16 protein-coding genes are annotated in these 19,768 nt (G+C 42.7%); 8 read left to right on the forward strand and 8 right to left on the reverse strand.

All coding sequences use genetic code 11. From position 1 onward, the window contains the following. Positions 1–519 precede the first annotated feature (519 nt). Positions 520–1,329, reverse strand: coding sequence for a CDP-diacylglycerol--serine O-phosphatidyltransferase (gene pssA / locus GTW09_RS07895; RefSeq protein ID WP_100972502.1), 810 nt, complete (start codon positions 1,327–1,329; stop codon positions 520–522). A gap of 350 nt (positions 1,330–1,679) precedes the next feature. Between pssA and xdp1 (GTW09_RS07900) the strand changes: the two genes are divergently transcribed. From xdp1 (GTW09_RS07900) to prsT, 3 genes are all read left to right on the forward strand, one after another. Further along, positions 1,680–2,627 carry an exosortase-dependent surface protein XDP1 gene (xdp1, locus tag GTW09_RS07900; RefSeq protein ID WP_239059324.1) on the forward strand — a complete coding sequence of 316 codons (948 nt, stop codon included), beginning with the start codon at positions 1,680–1,682 and terminating at the stop codon, positions 2,625–2,627. A 177-nt stretch (positions 2,628–2,804) separates the two neighbouring features. Then, complete coding sequence (xdp1, locus tag GTW09_RS07905) at positions 2,805–3,749, forward strand: exosortase-dependent surface protein XDP1 (protein WP_163111455.1); 945 nt, start codon at positions 2,805–2,807, stop codon at positions 3,747–3,749. A gap of 102 nt (positions 3,750–3,851) precedes the next feature. Next, on the forward strand, positions 3,852–6,665 hold the full coding sequence (gene prsT, locus GTW09_RS07910) for an XrtA/PEP-CTERM system TPR-repeat protein PrsT (RefSeq protein WP_163111457.1): 2,814 nt from the start codon (positions 3,852–3,854) through the stop codon (positions 6,663–6,665). Between the two features lie 36 nt (positions 6,666–6,701). On the opposite strand, the gene dld is transcribed toward prsT, so the two are convergent. The 4 genes from dld to rluD form a co-directional block, all read right to left on the reverse strand. Further along, complete coding sequence (dld, locus tag GTW09_RS07915) at positions 6,702–8,408, reverse strand: D-lactate dehydrogenase (protein WP_203565692.1); 1,707 nt, start codon at positions 8,406–8,408, stop codon at positions 6,702–6,704. 287 nt (positions 8,409–8,695) lie between these two features. Further along, positions 8,696–11,272: an ATP-dependent chaperone ClpB gene (gene clpB / locus GTW09_RS07920; RefSeq protein WP_163111459.1), complete on the reverse strand. Its 2,577-nt coding sequence runs from the start codon at positions 11,270–11,272 to the stop codon at positions 8,696–8,698. Between the two features lie 110 nt (positions 11,273–11,382). Next, a complete protein-coding gene (gene pgeF, locus GTW09_RS07925; RefSeq protein WP_163111460.1) occupies positions 11,383–12,111 on the reverse strand; it encodes a peptidoglycan editing factor PgeF in 729 nt (242 codons plus the stop codon). 4 nt (positions 12,112–12,115) lie between these two features. Next, positions 12,116–13,099, reverse strand: coding sequence for a 23S rRNA pseudouridine(1911/1915/1917) synthase RluD (rluD, locus tag GTW09_RS07930; protein WP_163111463.1), 984 nt, complete (start codon positions 13,097–13,099; stop codon positions 12,116–12,118). A gap of 186 nt (positions 13,100–13,285) precedes the next feature. Here rluD and GTW09_RS07935 point away from each other — a divergent pair, with 186 nt between their 5' ends. Continuing rightward, complete coding sequence (locus tag GTW09_RS07935; protein ID WP_163111464.1) at positions 13,286–14,053, forward strand: outer membrane protein assembly factor BamD; 768 nt, start codon at positions 13,286–13,288, stop codon at positions 14,051–14,053. 156 nt (positions 14,054–14,209) lie between these two features. Here the strand turns inward: GTW09_RS07935 and GTW09_RS07940 are convergent, their stop codons facing one another. The 3 genes from GTW09_RS07940 to GTW09_RS07950 all read right to left on the reverse strand — a co-directional run bounded on the left by GTW09_RS07940 (position 14,210) and on the right by GTW09_RS07950 (position 16,199). Next, positions 14,210–14,908: a ChrR family anti-sigma-E factor gene (locus tag GTW09_RS07940; RefSeq protein ID WP_071980068.1), complete on the reverse strand. Its 699-nt coding sequence runs from the start codon at positions 14,906–14,908 to the stop codon at positions 14,210–14,212. Beyond that, positions 14,901–15,512: a sigma-70 family RNA polymerase sigma factor gene (locus GTW09_RS07945; RefSeq protein WP_163111465.1), complete on the reverse strand. Its 612-nt coding sequence runs from the start codon at positions 15,510–15,512 to the stop codon at positions 14,901–14,903. The genes GTW09_RS07940 and GTW09_RS07945 overlap by 8 nt, the downstream gene beginning before the upstream one ends. A 111-nt stretch (positions 15,513–15,623) precedes the next feature. Beyond that, entirely contained in the window at positions 15,624–16,199 is a 576-nt protein-coding gene (locus GTW09_RS07950) for an LON peptidase substrate-binding domain-containing protein (protein ID WP_071980070.1), read from the reverse strand. Between the two features lie 372 nt (positions 16,200–16,571). Here GTW09_RS07950 and GTW09_RS07955 point away from each other — a divergent pair, with 372 nt between their 5' ends. From GTW09_RS07955 to GTW09_RS07970, 4 genes are read left to right on the forward strand one after another with little or no spacing between them, the layout of a single operon-like run. Further along, entirely contained in the window at positions 16,572–17,012 is a 441-nt protein-coding gene (locus tag GTW09_RS07955; RefSeq protein ID WP_163111466.1) for a nuclear transport factor 2 family protein, read from the forward strand. After that, a complete protein-coding gene (locus GTW09_RS07960) occupies positions 17,009–17,728 on the forward strand; it encodes an SDR family NAD(P)-dependent oxidoreductase (RefSeq protein ID WP_163111467.1) in 720 nt (239 codons plus the stop codon). The genes GTW09_RS07955 and GTW09_RS07960 overlap by 4 nt, the downstream gene beginning before the upstream one ends. Positions 17,729–17,750: 22 nt before the next feature. Further along, a complete protein-coding gene (locus GTW09_RS07965; protein WP_163111468.1) occupies positions 17,751–19,016 on the forward strand; it encodes an NAD(P)/FAD-dependent oxidoreductase in 1,266 nt (421 codons plus the stop codon). Continuing rightward, positions 19,013–19,768: a DUF1365 family protein gene (locus GTW09_RS07970; RefSeq protein WP_163111469.1), complete on the forward strand. Its 756-nt coding sequence runs from the start codon at positions 19,013–19,015 to the stop codon at positions 19,766–19,768. The genes GTW09_RS07965 and GTW09_RS07970 overlap by 4 nt, the downstream gene beginning before the upstream one ends.

Consider the following 19,768-nt stretch of genomic DNA (forward strand, 5'->3'; position numbering starts at 1 on the left):
CCTGCCGCCAGCGTTCAATCTGAGCCATGATCAAACTCTTCAATTAAATATATCGAATTATGAATCGTCGTATAGACACTCTTAACGAGTGCCCACACAGATTGTCTTGTCTAAATTGTTAAAGAACATAGCGACCTCGCCGCTATCTCACCGTAAGCACTTTGCTTCTTGGTGACTCACCCTGTTCGAGTGAGGTGCGCATTATACGCTGGAAGTTTTTACTGTCAACACTTTTTGAAAATTTATTTTCTGAAGCGTTTCTTCGAAACTCCCGTCTTTACTGCCTTACAAAGGTAGTAGAGACTAACTTCGCGGTGTCTGCCGTTTGGCTTTTCCCCCGAAGCGGATGCGCATTTTACTTATCTGCAGACTTTCGTCAATAGCTTTCTTAGAATAAAAAGCAAAAAAGCGACCGAGTGGTCGCTTTTTGTTCATAATGTTCAGTTATCGCTGATATCTAAGTTGAATACTCGGTTCTTCTCGCAGTATTAAACAAGACGAAATTAAGATAACAAGTCTTTACCCGTTTTTCTGTTCATCGCTGGGTTGCTCTACATCATTGCGCTTGGCACTTTTAAAATCTGCATCTTCTTCATGGTCGCCAACGACATCATCTAAAGTAACTTTATCAACTGTTCTAAATGTATTGATAGGACCAGCAAGTGCATATAACGCAAAAACAATAAATAAAACTAGCGCTGGTTCAGTTGCCACCACAATGAATATAAGTAGTACAAGTAGCAACGCGACAAATGGAACCTTTCCATGCCAGTTCACTTCTTTAAAAGAGTTATATTTAAAATTGCTTACCATAAACAAGCCAGCAAGGCCTGTTACTATAGCGACAACAATACCGTAGTCTGTACCGTTAACATCGTACTCTACGCCAACCCACACAAGGCCAGATACAACCGCCGCAGCTGCTGGGCTTGCTAACCCTTGGAAGAACCGTTTGTCTGCTATACCTACTTGCGTATTAAATCTTGCCAACCTTAACGCGGCTCCTGCTACATAAACAAACGCAGCAAGCCAGCCCAGCTTACCTAGCTCGGTTAACCCCCAGTTATATGCCACCAATGCTGGAGCCATACCAAACGACACCATATCTGCCATAGAGTCATATTCAGCACCGAAGTCACTTTGCGTATTAGTCATACGAGCAACTCGACCATCGAGCCCGTCAAAGATCATGGCGACAAAGATAGCAACAGCCGCAGCTTCGAAACGACCATTCATAGATGACACAACCGCAAAAAAGCCTGAAAACAGACCCGCAGTAGTTAACAAGTTGGGGAGCAAGTATATCCCTTTACGCTTTTGTTCAGACATATGTCCTCATAGCTCTACATATATAATGGTGTAATTATTCCATAGATATTGGTTTGCGCATAGTAAAGTAAGGAATGTTGGCTTTCGTAAGAAACATTATTAGTACCTTTTCCGCATTTTTTATGAGGTGACTAAATAAGCTCCTTGCTTTACCGCCCTCGTTTTCACACATAATAAATCTGTTTGCCTGCAGCCTATAAGCAATAACAAAGTATCAAGGTACATACCTAACTCTCTGACTCATTTATTTATCATCAGTATTCATCAATGCGCGTTTAGTACACGCCATATTTTGTGCCAAGCACTCATTTCAGAGCGCCAATCACAAGCTGGGCTTCAGGAGTCTTACTATGTACAAATCTTGCAATTCAAAATTAGGTCAAATATTTCTAGTTTTACCTATATTGTTCGCATTTATAGTGACCGCATCTCCAGCCTACGCAAAGAAAAATAAAGACTTTTATAAAAACTGTAATTCAAAAAGTGCGAAGCACGCTTGCAACTCTTCTTTAAAAGAAAATACACATAGCAACGATACAAACAAACCGTATGACCTAATGGCCGATGGTGTATCTTATGGAACTAATGCTGCAAACTCTAATGTAACCGTTAATGGAGTGAAAATTTCACTGGCAGCCTTTGCAGATACGCAAAATATTCACAACGAAGTTGTTGTTGGCGCTAGCTTAGAAAAAATATCTGACAAGTGGGCATATGGCGTTACAAATAATGATGAAGCCGGTTATTACGGATGGTCAGATCATGCGATAGACAACGTAAATCATTACAGCCCAGGCAGCGATAATGCTTATTATAGTGGCATGACAAATGTTGAACGTGATTATGATTTTGTTTTGTTGTCTTTTGATAAAGCAGTCACGCTCACGGGAGCTGGATTCTCATGGCTCGCAAATTTAGACGATAGCCAAGTTTCAGTTGCAGCACTTAATAATACGTCGCTACTAACGTCGGGCACCAGCACGTGGAGCAATATTGTGGACGATGCGCTAACTACAGGTTCATTTGACATAAAAAGCACTGGCAATTCTAATTATGCGGCCAATTTCACATTTAAAGATGCCGCAAATTACTGGCTAGTTGGTGCATACAATACTGTTTTCGGCAATATTGGTGGGCGTATTGGAAATGATGCGTTTAAATTAGCAGCTGTTGATTTTTCTGTTAAGGAAATTGCGGAGACATCAAACACGACTGAAGTGTCAGAACCTGGCACTGTGGGCTTGCTAATGGCTTGTTCTTTGTTTGTAATGTTGCGTCGTAAAACTCTGTTTAACTAAACTAGACTTTAGATCAATGATAAGTGGTACAACCTGTCAGTTTTTTACTCCAACTACCTTGCGCAAATCCAAAACCGATTAAAAACCCAAACAAATCAAACCACTAAAAAACTGGTACAAAACCTGCACTGTATAAGGCAATTTTGTGAAACTAATTCAAATTCGGTAGTAGTCCATATGAAGTATTTAGGTTTGGCCACAGTTTTTCTTTTATTTTCTGGGAACGTGTTAGGTAGCGACAGCAGTTTAGATGAGGGTACATACTCGCTGGTCAATAGTGGTGTATTGTATTCATTGGTAGGCGATTCTAAAAACGGGACCCTAGTGACTACGATTGATGGTAAAAAGATTTATGTAGGTCTTACAGCGTGGTCAGATACAGGACGCTACGATAGCACTAGGGACTCGTTCGGAGGAGGTTGGACTTACTCTAGGAAACAAGGATTTAAGTACGAACAAGGAGAAGATGACGACTTGGTCGTAGACCAAGGTCGCCTCGATAGGTGGACAAACTCGGGCAGCAATGCGGTAGGTTATGGCCTCATAAATAAGGACTCGACTAAGCAATATGATTATAGTGTCTCGAGCGATTTCGGCGATGCGCATACAATCGATAATAGAAGAACAGGTAAGGACAGAGGAAAACAAGACTTCGACATGGTTCTGTTGTCTTTCAGCGAAAAAGTCACGCTAACGTCTGGCTCTTTCTCTACCATAGAACGGTTCAACACCGACCAATCATCAAAAGAAGTATCTGTGGTTGGACTTGACGATATTGATAAGTTCCAAAGCGGTGGAAACTTTACATGGAGTGATATTGTGCCCAGTAGCGCCAAAGGTGCAACGGGCCATTTCTCAGTAGAGAGTCAAGTCGGCAGCTATCATCAATCTAAATTTATTGGTTTGAGCGCCGCTAGATATTGGTTAGTAGGTGCATACAATACCATTTTTGATGGCGGTGCTTCTCAGGAAAGCGATTTCGGCTTCAAGTTGTCTGCACTTGGGTTTTCTATCAACAACACTCCTGATACCCCTTCAACTGAAGTTAGCGAGCCAGGTGCTCTTGCTCTAATGAGCTTAGGCTTGGGTTTAGTGCTTTACAGACGCAAACGTCGCGCTTAATTGTTTTAAAACAGTTAAAAAACACGTATCTTTACAAGGTGGCTGAGGCCACCTTTTTTTATGCTATTTTTATGCTTGAGTAGGGCAAACCCAAAGGTAACTATGAACTTGTTTAATAATAAAAAGCGCTTTGTTAAACGCGCTCTCTTCTTTGTCATCGCCACCTCTTTTTTCACCGTGAACGGTTTTGCCACAACATCAGAGGATTACGAGAAGGCGTTAACGGCGTTTAATCAAAGTGAGTATGACGAAGCCTATATACACCTTAAAAACAGCCTGCAAAAAGACCCTGAAAATTTAGCCGCTAAAATTCTCATGGGAGAAATCCTACTTATCAATGGTTACCTTACCGCAGCTGAAATAGAGTTTGTTGAAGCATTAGAAATGGGGGCCGATATAAACTTAGTCGCTGAGCCTCTAGGGAATACCTGGCTATTTTTGAACAAATACCAAGATATCGTCGACTTTAGCGAACTTGACAAGCTCTCTGGTGACTCTGAGCAAGAATGGCTGCTTATCCGCGCCACTGCATGCATTCGTTTAGAAGATGAAGCCTGTGCGCTTAACGATTACAACGCACTCTTATCTCGCGCCCCCAACTTTGTGCCTGCGATAAATGGTTTAGCCTCAATTGCTCTTCAAAACGAAGATTTAACGAAGGCGTCGACGCTCATCAACAGAGCTATGGATGCAGAGCCAGAAAACGCGATAACGTGGCGATTGAAAGGGCAACTTGCTTATCGTCAGGGCGATAAAGATGCAGCAACTGCACACTTACAAAAAGCATTAACCTTTAATCGGGACGATCCCATTGCTCTGCGTAATCTCGTAGACCTCTATTTAGAAGCTAAAGACTACGACACCGCTAAACTGTTTGTAGACGAGATTATTGAAGATACACCGAATGATCCGCTTGCCATACTTCTCAACAGCTGGCTTCAAAGTAGAGACAACGAACAGGCAATAGATAATGAAAAGCTAAAAGAGCTGAATGAGTTTATGGCGCAGCTAGACCCAGAACTTATTACCTCACAACCTATGCTTTTGTACATCAGCGGGCTAACTAACTTTTTCAATAACAATATGGAAACTGCAGCGAAGGATTTCACTTCTTACTTGCAAAAAGAGCCTGACGATCTGCAAGCAGTGTTGATGCTAAGTCAGGTTTATATGGCCACACAGCAGGATAAGCAAGCGCTACTACTACTTGAACGTCATCAGGAAGCGCTTATGGAAGACCCCGATTCAGCACTTATGCTTGGCAATCTTTTTATAAGCCAAAACAAAGCGTTTAAAGCAGAACGTTTACTGCAAAACTTAGAGTATAAATATCCTAACGAAGGCAAGTTACAGCTTTTCAAAATTAAACTGATGGCCGCAAGAGGCAAGCGAGAAGAGGCACTTTCTATATTAGAAGACAATCTACCAGCGTACCGTGATAACGGAGGATTCCTATTTACTTATTCGCTAATGAACTTGCAAGCCGAAAAATTTGATAAAGCATTGAATGGCGCAGAGCTCCTTAGTGCCTTATTTCCTAATGAAGCCGAAGTGTATAACTTGAAGGCCGGAATTCTAATACGTCAGGGACTTCTTGAAGACGCAAAAACCAATATAGAAAAAGCGCTGGAACAAAACCCTACGTTATTCCCAGCGAAATTTAATTTAGCCGCCACGCACAGTAGATTAGGCAATGTTGAGCAGTCTAATCAGCTTATCGAAGAGCTATTAACGCTATCTCCTCAGCACAACGAAACATTGATGCTCAAAGCATTTAACCTTTCAAAAGAAGGTGAGTTAGATAAGGCTAAACAGATTTATCTAGATATTCTCACGCTATCACCATCAAACATGGCGGCAAGAGAACGCCTTTCATCTTTATATCAACAGCAGGGCGACACCAAAAATGCGCTGTATCACTTAGATCTACTGCTAAAAGATGATTTTGATAATGCAGACTATCTTCTACGTAAGGCTGCATTGCAAATACAAACCAACGAACGCGCTGATGCAGAGAAAACATTAGGTATTGTTCGCAACTTTATCAACAATGATGTGGGTAAGTTAATCACTTATATGGAGCAGGTTCGCGCTATTGGTAACAACGAAGCAGCAGAGGCTGCCATGGCAAGAGCCTATGAAATTTCCAACGGCAATACGTTTGTTACCTTACGCTACGCGAGCCTTTTACTAGACCTACAAAACAATGAGAAAGCGAAAACATTACTAAGCAGCCTATCGAAAGAACAGCAGCAGAGTCCGGTCTATCATTTCTTAACGGGTAGGCTTAATGCTAACCTAGACAAAAGCGAGTCCGCAGTTAACGCTTATAAACGCGCATTAGCTATTGATCCAAGTTTTGCCCAAGCTTTCATTGCTATCTATAACTATGCTCTCAACGAACAGTTTGTGGATGTTTTTCTAAGCACTGCCCGAGAGATGGTAAAAGAAAACGGAAACAACCTACTGGCCAAAAATTTATTGGCGCAGTATTTATTTTTTATCCGAGATTTTGAAGAGTCTACTACTTTATATGAAGAGTTGGTTGAAGAGCCTAATTTACTTAACCCAGCAGAAGCCTATAATCGACTGGCAATAATGAGCATAGAGAATTCACTCGTTACCGCGAGAAACTATGCGCAAAAAGCCTTTGAGCTCCAACCAAACTCAGCAAGTATTTTAAATACCTATGGCCATATAAAGGCGCTGCGAGGTGAGTATGAGCAAAGCTTAAAAATGCTTAGAGACGCTTTTGCCAGAGATGCTAAAGATCCAAATATTCGCTATCACCTTGGCTATACCCTCGCAAAACTCAACAGAATCGATGAAGCGAAGAAAGAACTTGAGTATGCGGTAAATGTAGAGCGCCCATTCTTCAAGCGCCCTCAAGCAAGGGCACTATTGGAGAGCCTATAAAAAGCGCTGCATAATTGGGCATGAGTAGTTCGTCAGCTACACACAGCACGCACAATTTCTTACATACTTATCCATCCCACCGATGCCTGGATTAAAGGTATTGGTGGGGTCTAGCTCTCGGTAGAACTTTTGAAGACCATCTTCCGCTGTATACAAATGCCCTACGTTATGCTCAGCTGGATATTTGGCTCCACGGGTGTCGAGCAATGCGAGCATATCAGCTTTAATTTGTTTGGCATCTGCGTCCTTTTTAAGCACGTAGTCTTGATGAAATACGTGGCAGAAAAAGTGTCCGTAGTAGAGAGATTTATCAATATGCTCTGAGATATGCGCAGGTAGTGTTTCCAGCCAGTCTTCGTCATTGCGCCTAAGTGCAATATCCAGCGCTAACACTTCTCCCACATCTTGTGCGTGAAGCGTTTGATAACGAACGGCTGCACCCGCTGCTGCAAACCTGAGTAAAAATGCCCTTGCCGCTTCTTCTTTATTGCAAATAATAAATTCCCCGTTCCCCTCTTCATCAAATAACCGGCTTAAATAATCTTTGGCCTCTTGAACACCTTGGTTACTCATTTTAATAATAAGATGATGCTCGTATTTATCTCTGAAATTAGTTAACGAACGAGGTAGAAACGCGGGAAATAAGCCGCCTACAAACTGCATTACTTTGTCTGTGAGGTGACTTGGAAACAAGGGCGATTTATTCAGAACGGCGTCAATACGTCCCTTCATTGCGAAAAGTTTTGGAAGTGCATCGGTACCCAAATGATGGATACTCAGGCACGTATCTTTGCCATACTTTTCTGCAATATTAAACATATCTCTGTGCAAATACTCCCCTACCTCAGGTAGCTGGGAAAACTGCTCCAAAAAATCTCGCCTTATGCGCGTCAAGACATTAGGGTCATTGGTTCCCACGTAAAAAGTTTGCTCTTCGTCAGGCACCTCAAACGTATCTACGATTACCGCAAAAACAGCGATTTTGCCCGCACATCCGCTTGCTTCATAAAGGCGTGTTGTATCAGCGTTAAATCGGCTTGGCGTATCCGCACTTGTGTCTCTTACTCTTTTCTCATAGTCACTGGCCGAGGCTTTTTTATCCCATTGCAACCCGTCTTTAGAAAAACGACCTGAAGAGAGGTTTTGAATTATATCTTCGGGTGAGCTTCCTAAATCGATACCTAAATGATTAACAAGGGTTAAATTACCCTCACTATTTACTTTGGCAAATAGCGAGAGTTCGGTATAAGCCGGCCCGCGTTTAACCAATGCACCGCCCGAATTGTTCGCAACCCCGCCGATAATTGAGGCGCCTAAGCAAGAGGAACCAATAACAGAATGCGGCGCTCGCCCCATGGGTCCTAGCATTTTCTCAAGCTTGTGAAGCGTGGCACCTGGGAAGCTTAAAGCCTGCTTTCCCTCATTAAGCAGTACTATCTCATTCATCGCTAAGGTGTTAATAATTACCACAGGCCTGTCATAGTCGTCGCCACTTGGCGTAGAACCCTCGGTCAACCCCGTATTAGCAGCCTGCATGATGATAATACAGTTTTCAGCCACACATACTTTGAGCACTTCCCAGTATTCCATTAACGTTTGAGGGAATAAGACAGCGAGCGCCTCGCCTTTCCCAGAACGCCAGCCCGTTCGATAATGCTTAGTTCTTTTGCGCGAATGCGAGACAGCACCGTCACCTAAAACGCGCTTAAACTGCTCAATAATTTTGATTGTTTCCACCTGCATTTTCTCTTGCTGCCCTACTACTATTTCAGTCACTTAGATCTTCAGCCACTTGTGTCTAGCTATTGAACGCTTATGTATATTGCTAGTTTTCTTATACCAATCATCATAATCTTTGAGGGGATTTAGCCCAACTAAAATTGCAATAAAAAAAGCGGGTGCCTCGCGACACCCGCTTAATCGTATCTATAGTTTGTTACCTAGCGCCGTGGCTATAAATGTATCTTATCGCTTGCGAACCGCACGGGGTAACACTTAAACAAATAGCAGAACATTCTCCCTTCTGTTTCCTACTCGCTTACGATAAACAGTTTTTCATTGTCTGCATCTATTCTCACTGTCGACTCTGGCAGTAAAGCACCGCTTAACAACTGCTGCGCCAGCGGATTTTCAATTTGCATTTGAATAGCTCGCTTGAGCGGTCTTGCACCAAAGACAGGATCAAAACCTGCTTCTGCAAGTTTATCCATTGCCCTGCCAGATAGCGTGAGCTTATAACCTTTATCTGCAAGCCTAGCACGTAGCGATGCGAGCTGTATCTTAGCAATTGCCTTAATTTGCTCTTTACCCAGCGGGTGAAATACTACAATGTCATCTACACGGTTTATGAACTCTGGGCGGAAGTGCTGACCAACCACATTCATTACTAGTGATTTCATTTCTTCGTACTGACTTTCATCGTGCTTGTCTTGAATAACATCAGAACCAAGGTTTGACGTCATTATCACTACGGTATTTTTGAAGTCTACAGTACGTCCCTGCCCGTCAGTCAAACGCCCATCATCAAGAACTTGCAGCAGAATATTAAATACATCTGGGTGTGCTTTTTCCACCTCATCAAGCAAAATGACTGAGTACGGCTTGCGACGAACAGCCTCAGTTAGGTATCCGCCTTCCTCGTAGCCTACATAACCTGGAGGCGCACCAACGAGTCGTGAAACTGAATGCTTTTCCATAAATTCAGACATATCGATACGGATCATCGCGTCTTCGGTATCGAACATAAAGCCAGCCAACGTTTTGCAAAGTTCGGTTTTACCAACCCCTGTTGGGCCTAAGAAAAGGAAAGACCCGATAGGCCGGTTAGGATCAGCAAGCCCGGCACGTGTACGGCGAATAGCATTTGATACCGCATTCACTGCCTCTTGCTGCCCCACAACACGTTTGTGCAACACATCTTCCATACGAAGTAATTTGTCACGCTCTCCCTCCAGCATTTTAGACACAGGGATACCTGTCCAACGAGAGAGTACATCGGCAATTTCAGCATCGGTGACTTTATTTTTCACCAACTTAGTTTCGCGAGTTTCATTCTCTGCAGCCTGCTCTAATTTAGACTCCAACTCAGGGATACGTCCATATTGAAGTTCAGACATTCTATTGAGATCTGAAGCTCGGCGAGCAATTTCTAAGTCTAACTTCGCTTGCTCTAACTCAGACTTTATGGTCTGAGTGCCCTGCATAGCGTCTTTTTCGTCTAGCCAGACCTTTTCAAAATCAGCATATTTAGTTTCTGCCTGCTCACGCTCTAGCTCAATCATTTCAAGACGCTTGTGACTCGCGTCGTCGGTCTCTTTCGCTAACGCTTGCTCCTCTAGCTTTAATTGAATAATTCGGCGTTCCAGCCTATCCATATCTTCTGGTTTTGAGTCAATTTGAAGGCGAATACTCGATGCCGCCTCATCAATTAAATCAATGGCTTTGTCAGGTAGTTGGCGATCACTTATGTATCTGTGAGACAGACTTGCTGCTGCTACAATAGCAGGATCGGTAATGTCTACTGAATGGTGAAGCTCGTAGCGCTCTTTAAGCCCCCGCAAAATAGCGATGGTATCTTCTACACTTGGCTCTTCAACAAGTACTTTCTGGAATCGGCGTTCAAGTGCTGCATCTTTTTCTATGTACTGACGATACTCATTTAATGTTGTAGCGCCAACACAATGAAGCTCGCCTCGAGCAAGTGCGGGTTTGAGCATATTCCCTGCATCCATAGCACCATCACCTTTACCTGCACCAACCATAGTATGGAGTTCGTCTATGAAAAGGATAACGCGACCTTCTTCCTTCGATAATTCATTAAGTACAGCTTTTAAACGCTCTTCAAATTCACCACGATATTTGGCCCCAGCAATGAGAGCTCCCATATCTAGAGACAATACTCGTTTGTTTTTTAAACCCTCTGGCACTTCGCCATTTATAATACGCTGAGCCAAGCCTTCTACAATAGCGGTTTTACCCACGCCAGGCTCACCAATGAGTACAGGGTTATTCTTTGTCCGTCGTTGTAGCACTTGTACTGTTCGGCGGATTTCGTCGTCTCTGCCTATCACTGGATCTAATTTACCCTGCTCTGCTCTTTCTGTTAGGTCAGTTGTAAACTTCTCTAGTGCTTGGCGTACGTCTTCTGCATTGGGGTCGGTTACCGTTTGCCCCCCACGCATATCATCAATAGCGGCTTCAACGATATCCTTAGTTACATTTAGGCTTCTAAGTATTTCACCGAGTCGCCCTTTGTCGTCTATCGCTGCAACGACAAATATCTCAGACGTGATGTAGTCATCTTTGCGTTGTTGCGCAATTTTGTCGCACAAGTTAAGTAAGACAATACTGTCCTTACCCAACTGTACTTCACCACCAATACCCTCAATTCGCGGTAGGCGCTCTATGGCCTGGCTCAATGCAGAGCGCAATGCGTTAACATTAATTTTTGCCTGATCAAGTAAAGGACGTACAGAGCCACCTTGCTGATTCAGCATGGCAGTCATTAAGTGTACTGGTTCAATATATTGATGGTCTCGACCCAATGCGAGTGATTGAGCATCGGATATAGCGAGCTGAAACTTGCTGGTAAATCTATCTAATCTCATAACCTCAACCTTTAAATGAAAATTTGTTTATATTCTATTAATGGGAGCTTATGAATGACGATTCAAGTAACTATTGCTAAAGATGATAAAAAACTTGATTCAGCGCAATGTTATCGAAAACCAATAGCGCTCACAATTCGACCTGTGGCTTTGGCATTATCATGCGTAGCTTTGCGGTGGGAGTAAAACATATGGCTTTCACAATAAGTGCACAGGCAGCTTTGTGTTACTTGGTTCACGCCAAGACTATTAAGCTGTAATTGTGCGATTAGCGGTAAATTTAAATAGTACTTATCGGAGTTTTTACTGGGTGTTACAACACCGTCATATTGCGAAAATCGAAATGCCACGCCACTGTCTACTTCGTAGCACTTGTTACAAATAGCTGGACCAATCCACGCCATAATACTGCTTGGAGAATTCGAAAAGCAGCGCAATGTCTCAGCAATGATTTTTATATCTAATCCTTTCCAACCAGCGTGCACGGCCGCCACCTCACTACCTGCTGTATCGCAAAGCAGGATGGGCACACAATCTGCGGTCATAACCGCACAAAATTGTTCAGGTTTATCTGTATATGCGGCATCAGCCGTTACCGCTGTAGTTGGAAGAGTAGCAACGGTGCATCCGTGCACTTGTTCAAGCCAGGTTATTTTTGAGCTGAGTGGCAGCTTTGAGCGGTTTTGTTTTACCACCGCTAAATCGTCACCAACATGAGCCCCAACATTGAGGCCCTCATATATACCGCGGCTTATGCCCCCATTTCGCGTAGAGGTATAAGCTACAACATTATCAGGGCATAACCACGCTGGTGTAATAAGGTCAGTTTTTGAAAGCATGCATTTAAATCATATCTTCAGGATTTTCTTTTGTATCTTGCCTTACCGCTTCCAATAAATCTTGCATATCTCTGGGCAGTGGCGCTTTCCATGTCATCCACTCTTCACTTTCTGGGTGAAACAAAGATAACTGAGCAGCATGAAGTGCCTGACGCTGAAACCCTCTAAGGGTATCTATAAAGGCGTTAGAAGCCCCTTTGGGTAATCTGGGTCTTCCACCATATGTTTGATCGCCTAGCAGTGGATGCTTGAGATGCGCCATATGGACACGTATTTGGTGAGTACGCCCAGTCTCCAGCTTCAAACGCAAATGCGTGTATGCTCGAAATTTCTCAATGACGCGAAAGTGCGTTATTGCTGGCTTGCCATCTTCTCTAACCGCCATATGCGTGCGTTTCGTTGCATGACGTCCTATTGGCTCATCAACCACTCCACCAGCAACCATTGTTCCCATAGCAATGGCCTCGTACTCTCTGCTCATTTCTCTGCGCTGAAGCTGATCCACTAAATGAGTTTGAGCGGGTACAGTTTTGGCTACGACCATTAAGCCGGTGGTATCTTTATCGAGCCGATGTACAATTCCGGCTCTTGGCACGCGGTCTATATCAGGAACGTGATTAAGCAAAGCATTGAGCACTGTACCGCTAGGATTGCCTGCTCCAGGGTGAACTACTAAGTCGGCCGGCTTATTGATTACTAGAATATGCTCATCTTCAAAAACAATATCCAGAGCGATATCTTGAGCTACGCTGTTTACCTGAACTTCCATTTCTGCGTGAACAGTGATGACTTCATCTATTTGCATTTTATGGCGTGGCACTGTAATTACTTCGCCATTCACGGAAACGTTACCGTCTTGGATCCAAGTTTTTAACTTAGAACGTGAATATTCAGGGAACAAATCGGCTAATGTCTGATCTAACCGTAGACCAAAGTGTGCGGCTTCTGTAGAAGCCTCTAATTGAATTGTGTTTGGCACTTGCGTCATAACACCTAACATTACGTGTAAAAAGGGTATTATAACAAGGAATCACCCTGTACACTGCGTTGTTTGCGAATTTGTATAGTTTTTCTCTTCGTTAGTACGTTAGAATAAGAAAATCGTGTTGTTATTTAGCACATGAGCTCAGACAGCGAAGTTGTAGAAACTGTTTAGCAGGATTATAGAATTATTATGAAATCATTTCGTCTTTTAGCACCTGTACTCATTGGTACTGTGGTAACGCTAGCGGGTTGTAGCTCTTCAGAATCTGAAGAAGAAAAAATTGTGCTTGCTAATATGGGTGCTCAGCAGCTCTATGAGAGAGCATCAGAAAGCATGGAAGTGGGTAACTTCAGTGCTGCGGCGCAAACACTCAGTGCCCTAGATTCTCGTTACCCGTTTGGACCGCTATCTCACCAGGTTCAACTCGACCTTATTTATAGCTATTACAAGTCAGGAAAGATTGACGAAACGCTTGCGACTATCGACCGTTTCATTCGCTTGAACCCTAATCACTCTGACGTGGATTATGCATACTATATGCGCGGTCTAACCAACATGGAATCAGATAGTAACCTCTTCCAAGAGCTGCTGACCATAGACCGTTCAGATAGAGACCCTTCGAAATCTCGCCAAGCGTTTGAAGACTTTAGGCGTTTAATAGAGCAGTACCCAAACAGCAAATATGCTGCTGACGCCAAAAAGCGTATGCTACATATTAAAGACCGGCTAGCTAGGTATGAGATTGCGATTGCGCGCTTTTACATGAGAAGACAGGCCTATGTAGCTGCGGCTAATCGCGGTCGCTATGTCATAGAGCATTTCCCAGATACTACACAAGTAAAGGACGCTCTTGAAATTATGGTGTCTAGTTACGAACAGCTTGGCTTGGACGACCTAAGATTACATGCGATGAAAACGCTTAAACTCAATTTCCCAGACAGTGACTTTATCAGCTAAGACGCGGGGCTTGCTTACCCTACGTTCTCAAAGCTAGGTACGCAAAGCTACGTTAGTAAAGCCATTTTCGCAAAGGCAGCCTGCCAAAAAGACAATAAAAAACGCACCTTTCGGTGCGTTTTTTGTTTATCTTCCGAATGACTCAGAAACTAAGAGTTACCTAAAAAATAAGTGACTGAATGGATTTAGCAGCCTTGCCAAACCAGAAGTAAAATGTAGCGGTTGGTCAACAATACTAAATACTAAACATCCCTCTTTAGTATCAGACCTTGGTGTGTGTGTTTTATTTCCGTCCATAAAAATAAAATCTCCAGTATCATAGTCACTCAAACCATCACTGAATTCACCATCGATGACTAACGTATATTCCGTGCCTCTGTGGGTATGCTCGGGAACGCTTCCTCCACTACCCATGAATATAAAATTAGCGACTCCTTGATTGCCTAAGTCCACAGGAGCTTGCCACAATTTACCCACTAGACTTGACCAGTTCCCTGTTTTATCGACATAACGATGCAAAGTTCTTGGCAATTTAAATGAGCGACCGTCCAATTCTATCGATACCGTTCGCTCGCCAAGATTACTGGCGTAGCTTGATGAACTACCGTCAACCTCAATTGACGAAGGTGATTGGGTAATCTGCGAAAGCATATCACCAAACTGCGCAGACTCATCAAAACTCTCTTCAATTTCAGACACCAACTCTGCTGCTAGTTCTTCAGTTTCGCTCTCAACGCGAAGCTGACATTGCTCACACATGTCACAATGAGCCGACACTAACAGAGAGACCGCGGGTGTTAAACTGCCCTCAACGAATTCTTTGAGTTGTTGAGAGCTAGGATGAAACTTAATCATTGTCGTTCAGCATACCTTTTAGACGTTGAAGCGCCAGGCGAGTCCTAGACTTCACAGTTCCCAATGGAATAGACAGTTCATTCGCAACTTCTTGCTGAGATTTACCGTCTATGTAAATTGCTTCAATAACCGCTTTTTGCTTAACCGGTAACTCTTCGAATAAATAACCGATTTGCTCCAATGTAACCTGTTCATCAAGAGGGGCTTCATTCAAATCTGCAGTCTGTTCGCACAGAACAGGCCACAAATCATCAGAGCAAACATCCTCTTTACGGTTCTGTAGCTTTCGTAGCATGTCAAATCTAATGTTTCGTGCGATTGTAAAAATCCACGTTGATGGTGACCCTTTCTCTGCATTAAAAAGGTGTGCCTTTTGCCATACATTCGACATTGTGTCTTGCACCAACTCCATAGCTAGTGCTTCATTGCCCATTTGCTTTAGGGCATAAGAGCGTAGACGTGGAGCAAAATAATTAAAAACTCGGGAAAATGATCGTTTACAGCGAGCGTCAGCAACCGCTACAAGGTGTTCAGACATTTCGGTAGCACATTCTTTAGGTTTGATTGTGCTGTTGCTTTGTTCCAATGGAATTCCAACTAACATAGTATTCGTCCGCCTTTCCGTTTTGGTGCTTTCATTCTACGGGTTTCTGACTTAAAACGTTCGGTGAAATCGCATATTTTAGGTTACGATTTTGTAATAAAGGTAGCATGGTTACGCTATCAGTGTAGACAGATACTTGAGCAAATTCGTGCATTCTCGTTGTTGTAGAAAATGCTGTTTTTGCGCTCCATCTACGGGAAGCAACTCCAACCATCTATTCAATACCCAATTGGGACAATCAAATTTTGGTTCATCATACAATGATGCTAGCTCTTCGTAATTTCCGAATATTTCTTTAAGTCGCTCGTCCATAGGCGCTAATTGCTGGGATGAAAGGTCACAATTCCAAGATTCAATTGGATTACATATACCCGTTCTTAGTTCGTCGTGTTCAACGTGTATATCTTCCACCTCAACTAGGTGAGAACCAGCAACCTTTATGCCAAGCAAGCCATCGTCAAGCATATCAAAGTCTACCACCGTGGCATATGTACCTATTCGATGTATGTGTTCGTTAGCCGATTTATCGCCATTTGCATTTAACATACACATAACAAAGCCTTTGTTTTCGGCGCACGCCTCTTTCACCATGCGAACATACCGCGGTTCAAAAATGCGCAAGGCCATGCGACCTTCTGGTAACAGATGGGCTGATAAAGGGAACAAGGGAAAACGTTTATTACTCATACACCACACTTCCAAGAATACATAAGGAGTTACGCGAGTGGGAATGAATTGGATCCATGTCGGAAAATTTTTCACACTGTGGTTTTAGAAGGTGATCTTATTGGCACGCTGTCTTGTAAAGTTGAGCTTTCTTTTATTTTCTGCAGTAAAAGAATGAAATGAATTCAAGCGGTTGTGGTTAGAACAAAAAAGCATCATTGTTACACGACGATGATTCACATTTGCAGATTCGATCAAATTGCTGAGCATAATTTCAAAAAGACAACGCAAGAAATCTATATAAGTTGTACTTTATAAGCGCAAAATAGGCTTTAAAGTCACCGTGTTAATTACCCAAAGCGCATATACACAGAGGCGTGTGAGGAAGATAGAATGGAAGTTATTCAACGTTTTTGTAAGATTTACACAGATATTTGTAAAATATCTACCGATGATCTTGCCAGTATCTATGCAACCGATGTTTTGTTCATAGACCCGATAACAACACACCAAGGCCTCACCGAAGTTAAGTCCTATTTTAATAACCTCCTGGAACAAGCTGAAAGCTGCAAGTTTGATATTGCTGACATTTTTCTATGCGCTCGTGATGACCTTTCTAATTCACGTGTGACCCACATAGCAAATTGGACAATGAAGCTTGTACTAAAAGGTAGCGAAAAGGTGATCACGCTTGATGGCACTACTCAGCTTGGGGTGAGCAACAACATGATTGTTTACCACAAGGATTATTACGATTTGGGCGAAATGGTGTATGAGCACGTACCCGTATTAGGTTTTATAATTAAGAAAATCAAAGGGAGGCTCGCCAGATGAAAACATTGCTAATCACTGGAGCAACATCAGGTATTGGAAAATCACTTGCAGAGCATGCAGCCGATAGAGGGTACAAGGTAATCGCATGTGGCAGAAATGAAGAAGCATTAACTAATCTTGCAAAACACGAAAACATTTCACCATGTCAGTTCGACGTGTCTAACCTCGAAGATACAAAAAAAGCGCTAAGTGACGTGGAGTTCGATATTGCAGTTTTAAATGCAGGTACATGTGAATACGTCGATATTGAGGAGTTTGAAGCTGATATGTTTCGTCGTGTCTTCGAACCCAATTTTTTCGGCGTAGTTAACTGTGTAGATGCCTTCGTCAATAAATTAAAAAAAGGTGATAAATTAGTTATTGTTGACAGTATGGCTAGACTCCTTCCCTTTACTCGCTCACAAGCCTACGGCGCCAGCAAAGCGGCATTACACTATTTTACCAAGAGCTTAGAAGTAGACTTACATGATAGAGGTGTAAAGGTGCAAGCTGTATCGCCGGGCTTCGTTGAAACGCCACTGACTGATAAAAATGACTTCGATATGCCAATGAAGATCACCGCAGAAGAGGCGGCTAGAAGTATGCTCGAAGGAATAGAAGGAAATAAACGTACTATCTTTTTCCCAAAAATGTTTGGCTATATATTAAGATTCATGAATCTATTACCATCAGGCCTACAAACACGTTTGTCCCTGTCGATGCGCAACGAAAAATAAGTAGTTTAAGAGAACGTTAATAATGACAAAAAAAGTAGCAATTGTGGGTACAGGTATTTCAGGTCTCACCTGTGCTCATCTTCTCAATAAGAAAAATGATATTACCGTATATGAAGCAAACGACTATATCGGTGGACACACGGCAACAAAAACCATTACTGATGAAGGTGAAACCCACGACATCGACACAGGGTTTATCGTTTTTAACGATTGGACTTACCCTAATTTCATCAAACTAATGAATTCTTTAGGCGTTGATTATCAACCAACTGAGATGAGCTTTTCGGTGACCAGCAAAAAAGCGAATCTAGAATACAATGGCAACACCATCAATAGTTTGTTTGCCCAACGCAGAAATATTTTACGCCCCAAATTTTGGCGAATAGTTCGAGATATTCTTAAATTTAATAAAGCCTGTAAGGCGATGGTTGCAGATAAAAGAGACACCTCCGCGCTGACATTACAAGATATTATCGATGAATTGGGGCTTAGCGAAGACTTTGCGCGGTATTACATTCTTCCTATGTGTGCTGCCATATGGTCGAGCAGCTTAGAGCAAACTCGGGGGTTCCCTCTCACCTTTTTCCTGCAGTTTTTCAACAATCATGGACTGCTCAATATTACAGACCGCCCCCAGTGGTACACCATCAAGGGCGGCTCTCGCCAGTATATTGCGCCTTTAATTGAAGCGTTTAAGTCGCAGATAAAATTGTCTTGCGGTGTTAAGAATGTCAGTCGTATTGGCGATAAGTGGTCTGTTACAGATGTAACCGGGAATACAGAGGAATTCGACGACGTGGTTTTTGCGTGTCACAGCGACCAAGCACTGGCTATGCTCGAGAACCCAACCGACCTGCACCGTGATATTCTTGGCAACATCCCATATGGCGATAACGACGTTGTAATGCACAAAGACGTGGGCCAGCTTCCAAAACGCAAACTTGCTTGGGCCAGCTGGAATTATCGACTTAAAGAAGATACGACCGAAGAAATGCGTCCAGCTTCGGTTACTTACAACATGAATATTCTGCAGCGTCTTTCCGCCAAGAACACTTACTCAGTCACGCTCAACAACACAAGCGAAATAGATAAAACGCAGATTTTAGGCGAATATCAATACGCCCACCCGCAATACAGTGCCACGATGGTTAAAGCACAGCACCGCAGAAGCGAAATTTGTGGTGTAGACAATTTGCATTTTTGCGGGGCGTATTGGTACAACGGGTTTCATGAAGACGGTGTTGTAAGTGCGCTTGACGTTTGCAAACGGTTTGGTGAGACATTGTGACAGCAGTTGATACTGAAAGTGCAATTTATCGCGGTACCGTTTACCACGAGCGTTTCAAACCAACGCAGCACAAGTTTTTATACGACATTTATCTGTTTTGGCTAAAACTTGATGAAGAAGAGCTTACTGCCCTGTCTGAAAACCTGAAGCACTTTTCTATTAGCAGTTGGGCCAGAGCAAGGTTTAAACGTCAAGACTATCTAGATGATGACAGCAAGCCGCTAAAAGACGCAGTGCTCGACAAAATGACGTCATTAAACGGTAATAAAGCACTCAGCGGTGAAGTTTTTATGCTGGGGCAGCTAAGAATGTGGGGGCTTTATTTCAGCCCAGTTAATTTTTATTACTTAAGGCAAAATGACGGAAGCTTCTCTCACATGCTTGCTGAAGTGAGCAATACCCCGTGGAATGAGAGGCACTATTACTTAGTTGACTTAGCGACACAGGATGACACAAAAAAAGCCTTTCACGTCTCTCCTTTTAACCCAATGGATATGACCTATAAATGGCGAATTACGCAGCCTTCAGATAGACTGTCATTGGTAATGGATTGTTTACGACAGGACAAAGAATTCTGTGCTGGAATAAATTTGAGCAAAATTACTTTAGATAATGCGAATCTAACTAAAGTGATGAAGCGTATACCTAGTATGACAATGAAAACTGTATTGGGAATTTATTGGCAAGCGCTTAAATTATTTTTAAAAAAGACGCCGCTATATACACACCCAGAAAAGAGTCAGGAAAAATAA

This window comes from Alteromonas hispanica, from assembly GCF_010500915.1.
In the GTDB taxonomy this organism is placed as follows: domain Bacteria; phylum Pseudomonadota; class Gammaproteobacteria; order Enterobacterales; family Alteromonadaceae; genus Alteromonas; species Alteromonas hispanica.

What these genes read in the sequence shown, in the direction of transcription:
- pssA (WP_100972502.1), bottom strand. Translation starts at nt 1,329, where the DNA reads ATGTCTGAACAAAAGCGTAAAGGGATATACTTGCTCCCCAACTTGTTA.
- xdp1 (WP_239059324.1), top strand. Translation starts at nt 1,680, where the DNA reads ATGTACAAATCTTGCAATTCAAAATTAGGTCAAATATTTCTAGTTTTA.
- xdp1 (WP_163111455.1), top strand. Translation starts at nt 2,805, where the DNA reads ATGAAGTATTTAGGTTTGGCCACAGTTTTTCTTTTATTTTCTGGGAAC.
- prsT (WP_163111457.1), top strand. Translation starts at nt 3,852, where the DNA reads ATGAACTTGTTTAATAATAAAAAGCGCTTTGTTAAACGCGCTCTCTTC.
- dld (WP_203565692.1), bottom strand. Translation starts at nt 8,408, where the DNA reads ATGCAGGTGGAAACAATCAAAATTATTGAGCAGTTTAAGCGCGTTTTA.
- clpB (WP_163111459.1), bottom strand. Translation starts at nt 11,272, where the DNA reads ATGAGATTAGATAGATTTACCAGCAAGTTTCAGCTCGCTATATCCGAT.
- pgeF (WP_163111460.1), bottom strand. Translation starts at nt 12,111, where the DNA reads ATGCTTTCAAAAACTGACCTTATTACACCAGCGTGGTTATGCCCTGAT.
- rluD (WP_163111463.1), bottom strand. Translation starts at nt 13,099, where the DNA reads ATGACGCAAGTGCCAAACACAATTCAATTAGAGGCTTCTACAGAAGCC.
- GTW09_RS07935 (WP_163111464.1), top strand. Translation starts at nt 13,286, where the DNA reads ATGAAATCATTTCGTCTTTTAGCACCTGTACTCATTGGTACTGTGGTA.
- GTW09_RS07940 (WP_071980068.1), bottom strand. Translation starts at nt 14,908, where the DNA reads ATGATTAAGTTTCATCCTAGCTCTCAACAACTCAAAGAATTCGTTGAG.
- GTW09_RS07945 (WP_163111465.1), bottom strand. Translation starts at nt 15,512, where the DNA reads ATGTTAGTTGGAATTCCATTGGAACAAAGCAACAGCACAATCAAACCT.
- GTW09_RS07950 (WP_071980070.1), bottom strand. Translation starts at nt 16,199, where the DNA reads ATGAGTAATAAACGTTTTCCCTTGTTCCCTTTATCAGCCCATCTGTTA.
- GTW09_RS07955 (WP_163111466.1), top strand. Translation starts at nt 16,572, where the DNA reads ATGGAAGTTATTCAACGTTTTTGTAAGATTTACACAGATATTTGTAAA.
- GTW09_RS07960 (WP_163111467.1), top strand. Translation starts at nt 17,009, where the DNA reads ATGAAAACATTGCTAATCACTGGAGCAACATCAGGTATTGGAAAATCA.
- GTW09_RS07965 (WP_163111468.1), top strand. Translation starts at nt 17,751, where the DNA reads ATGACAAAAAAAGTAGCAATTGTGGGTACAGGTATTTCAGGTCTCACC.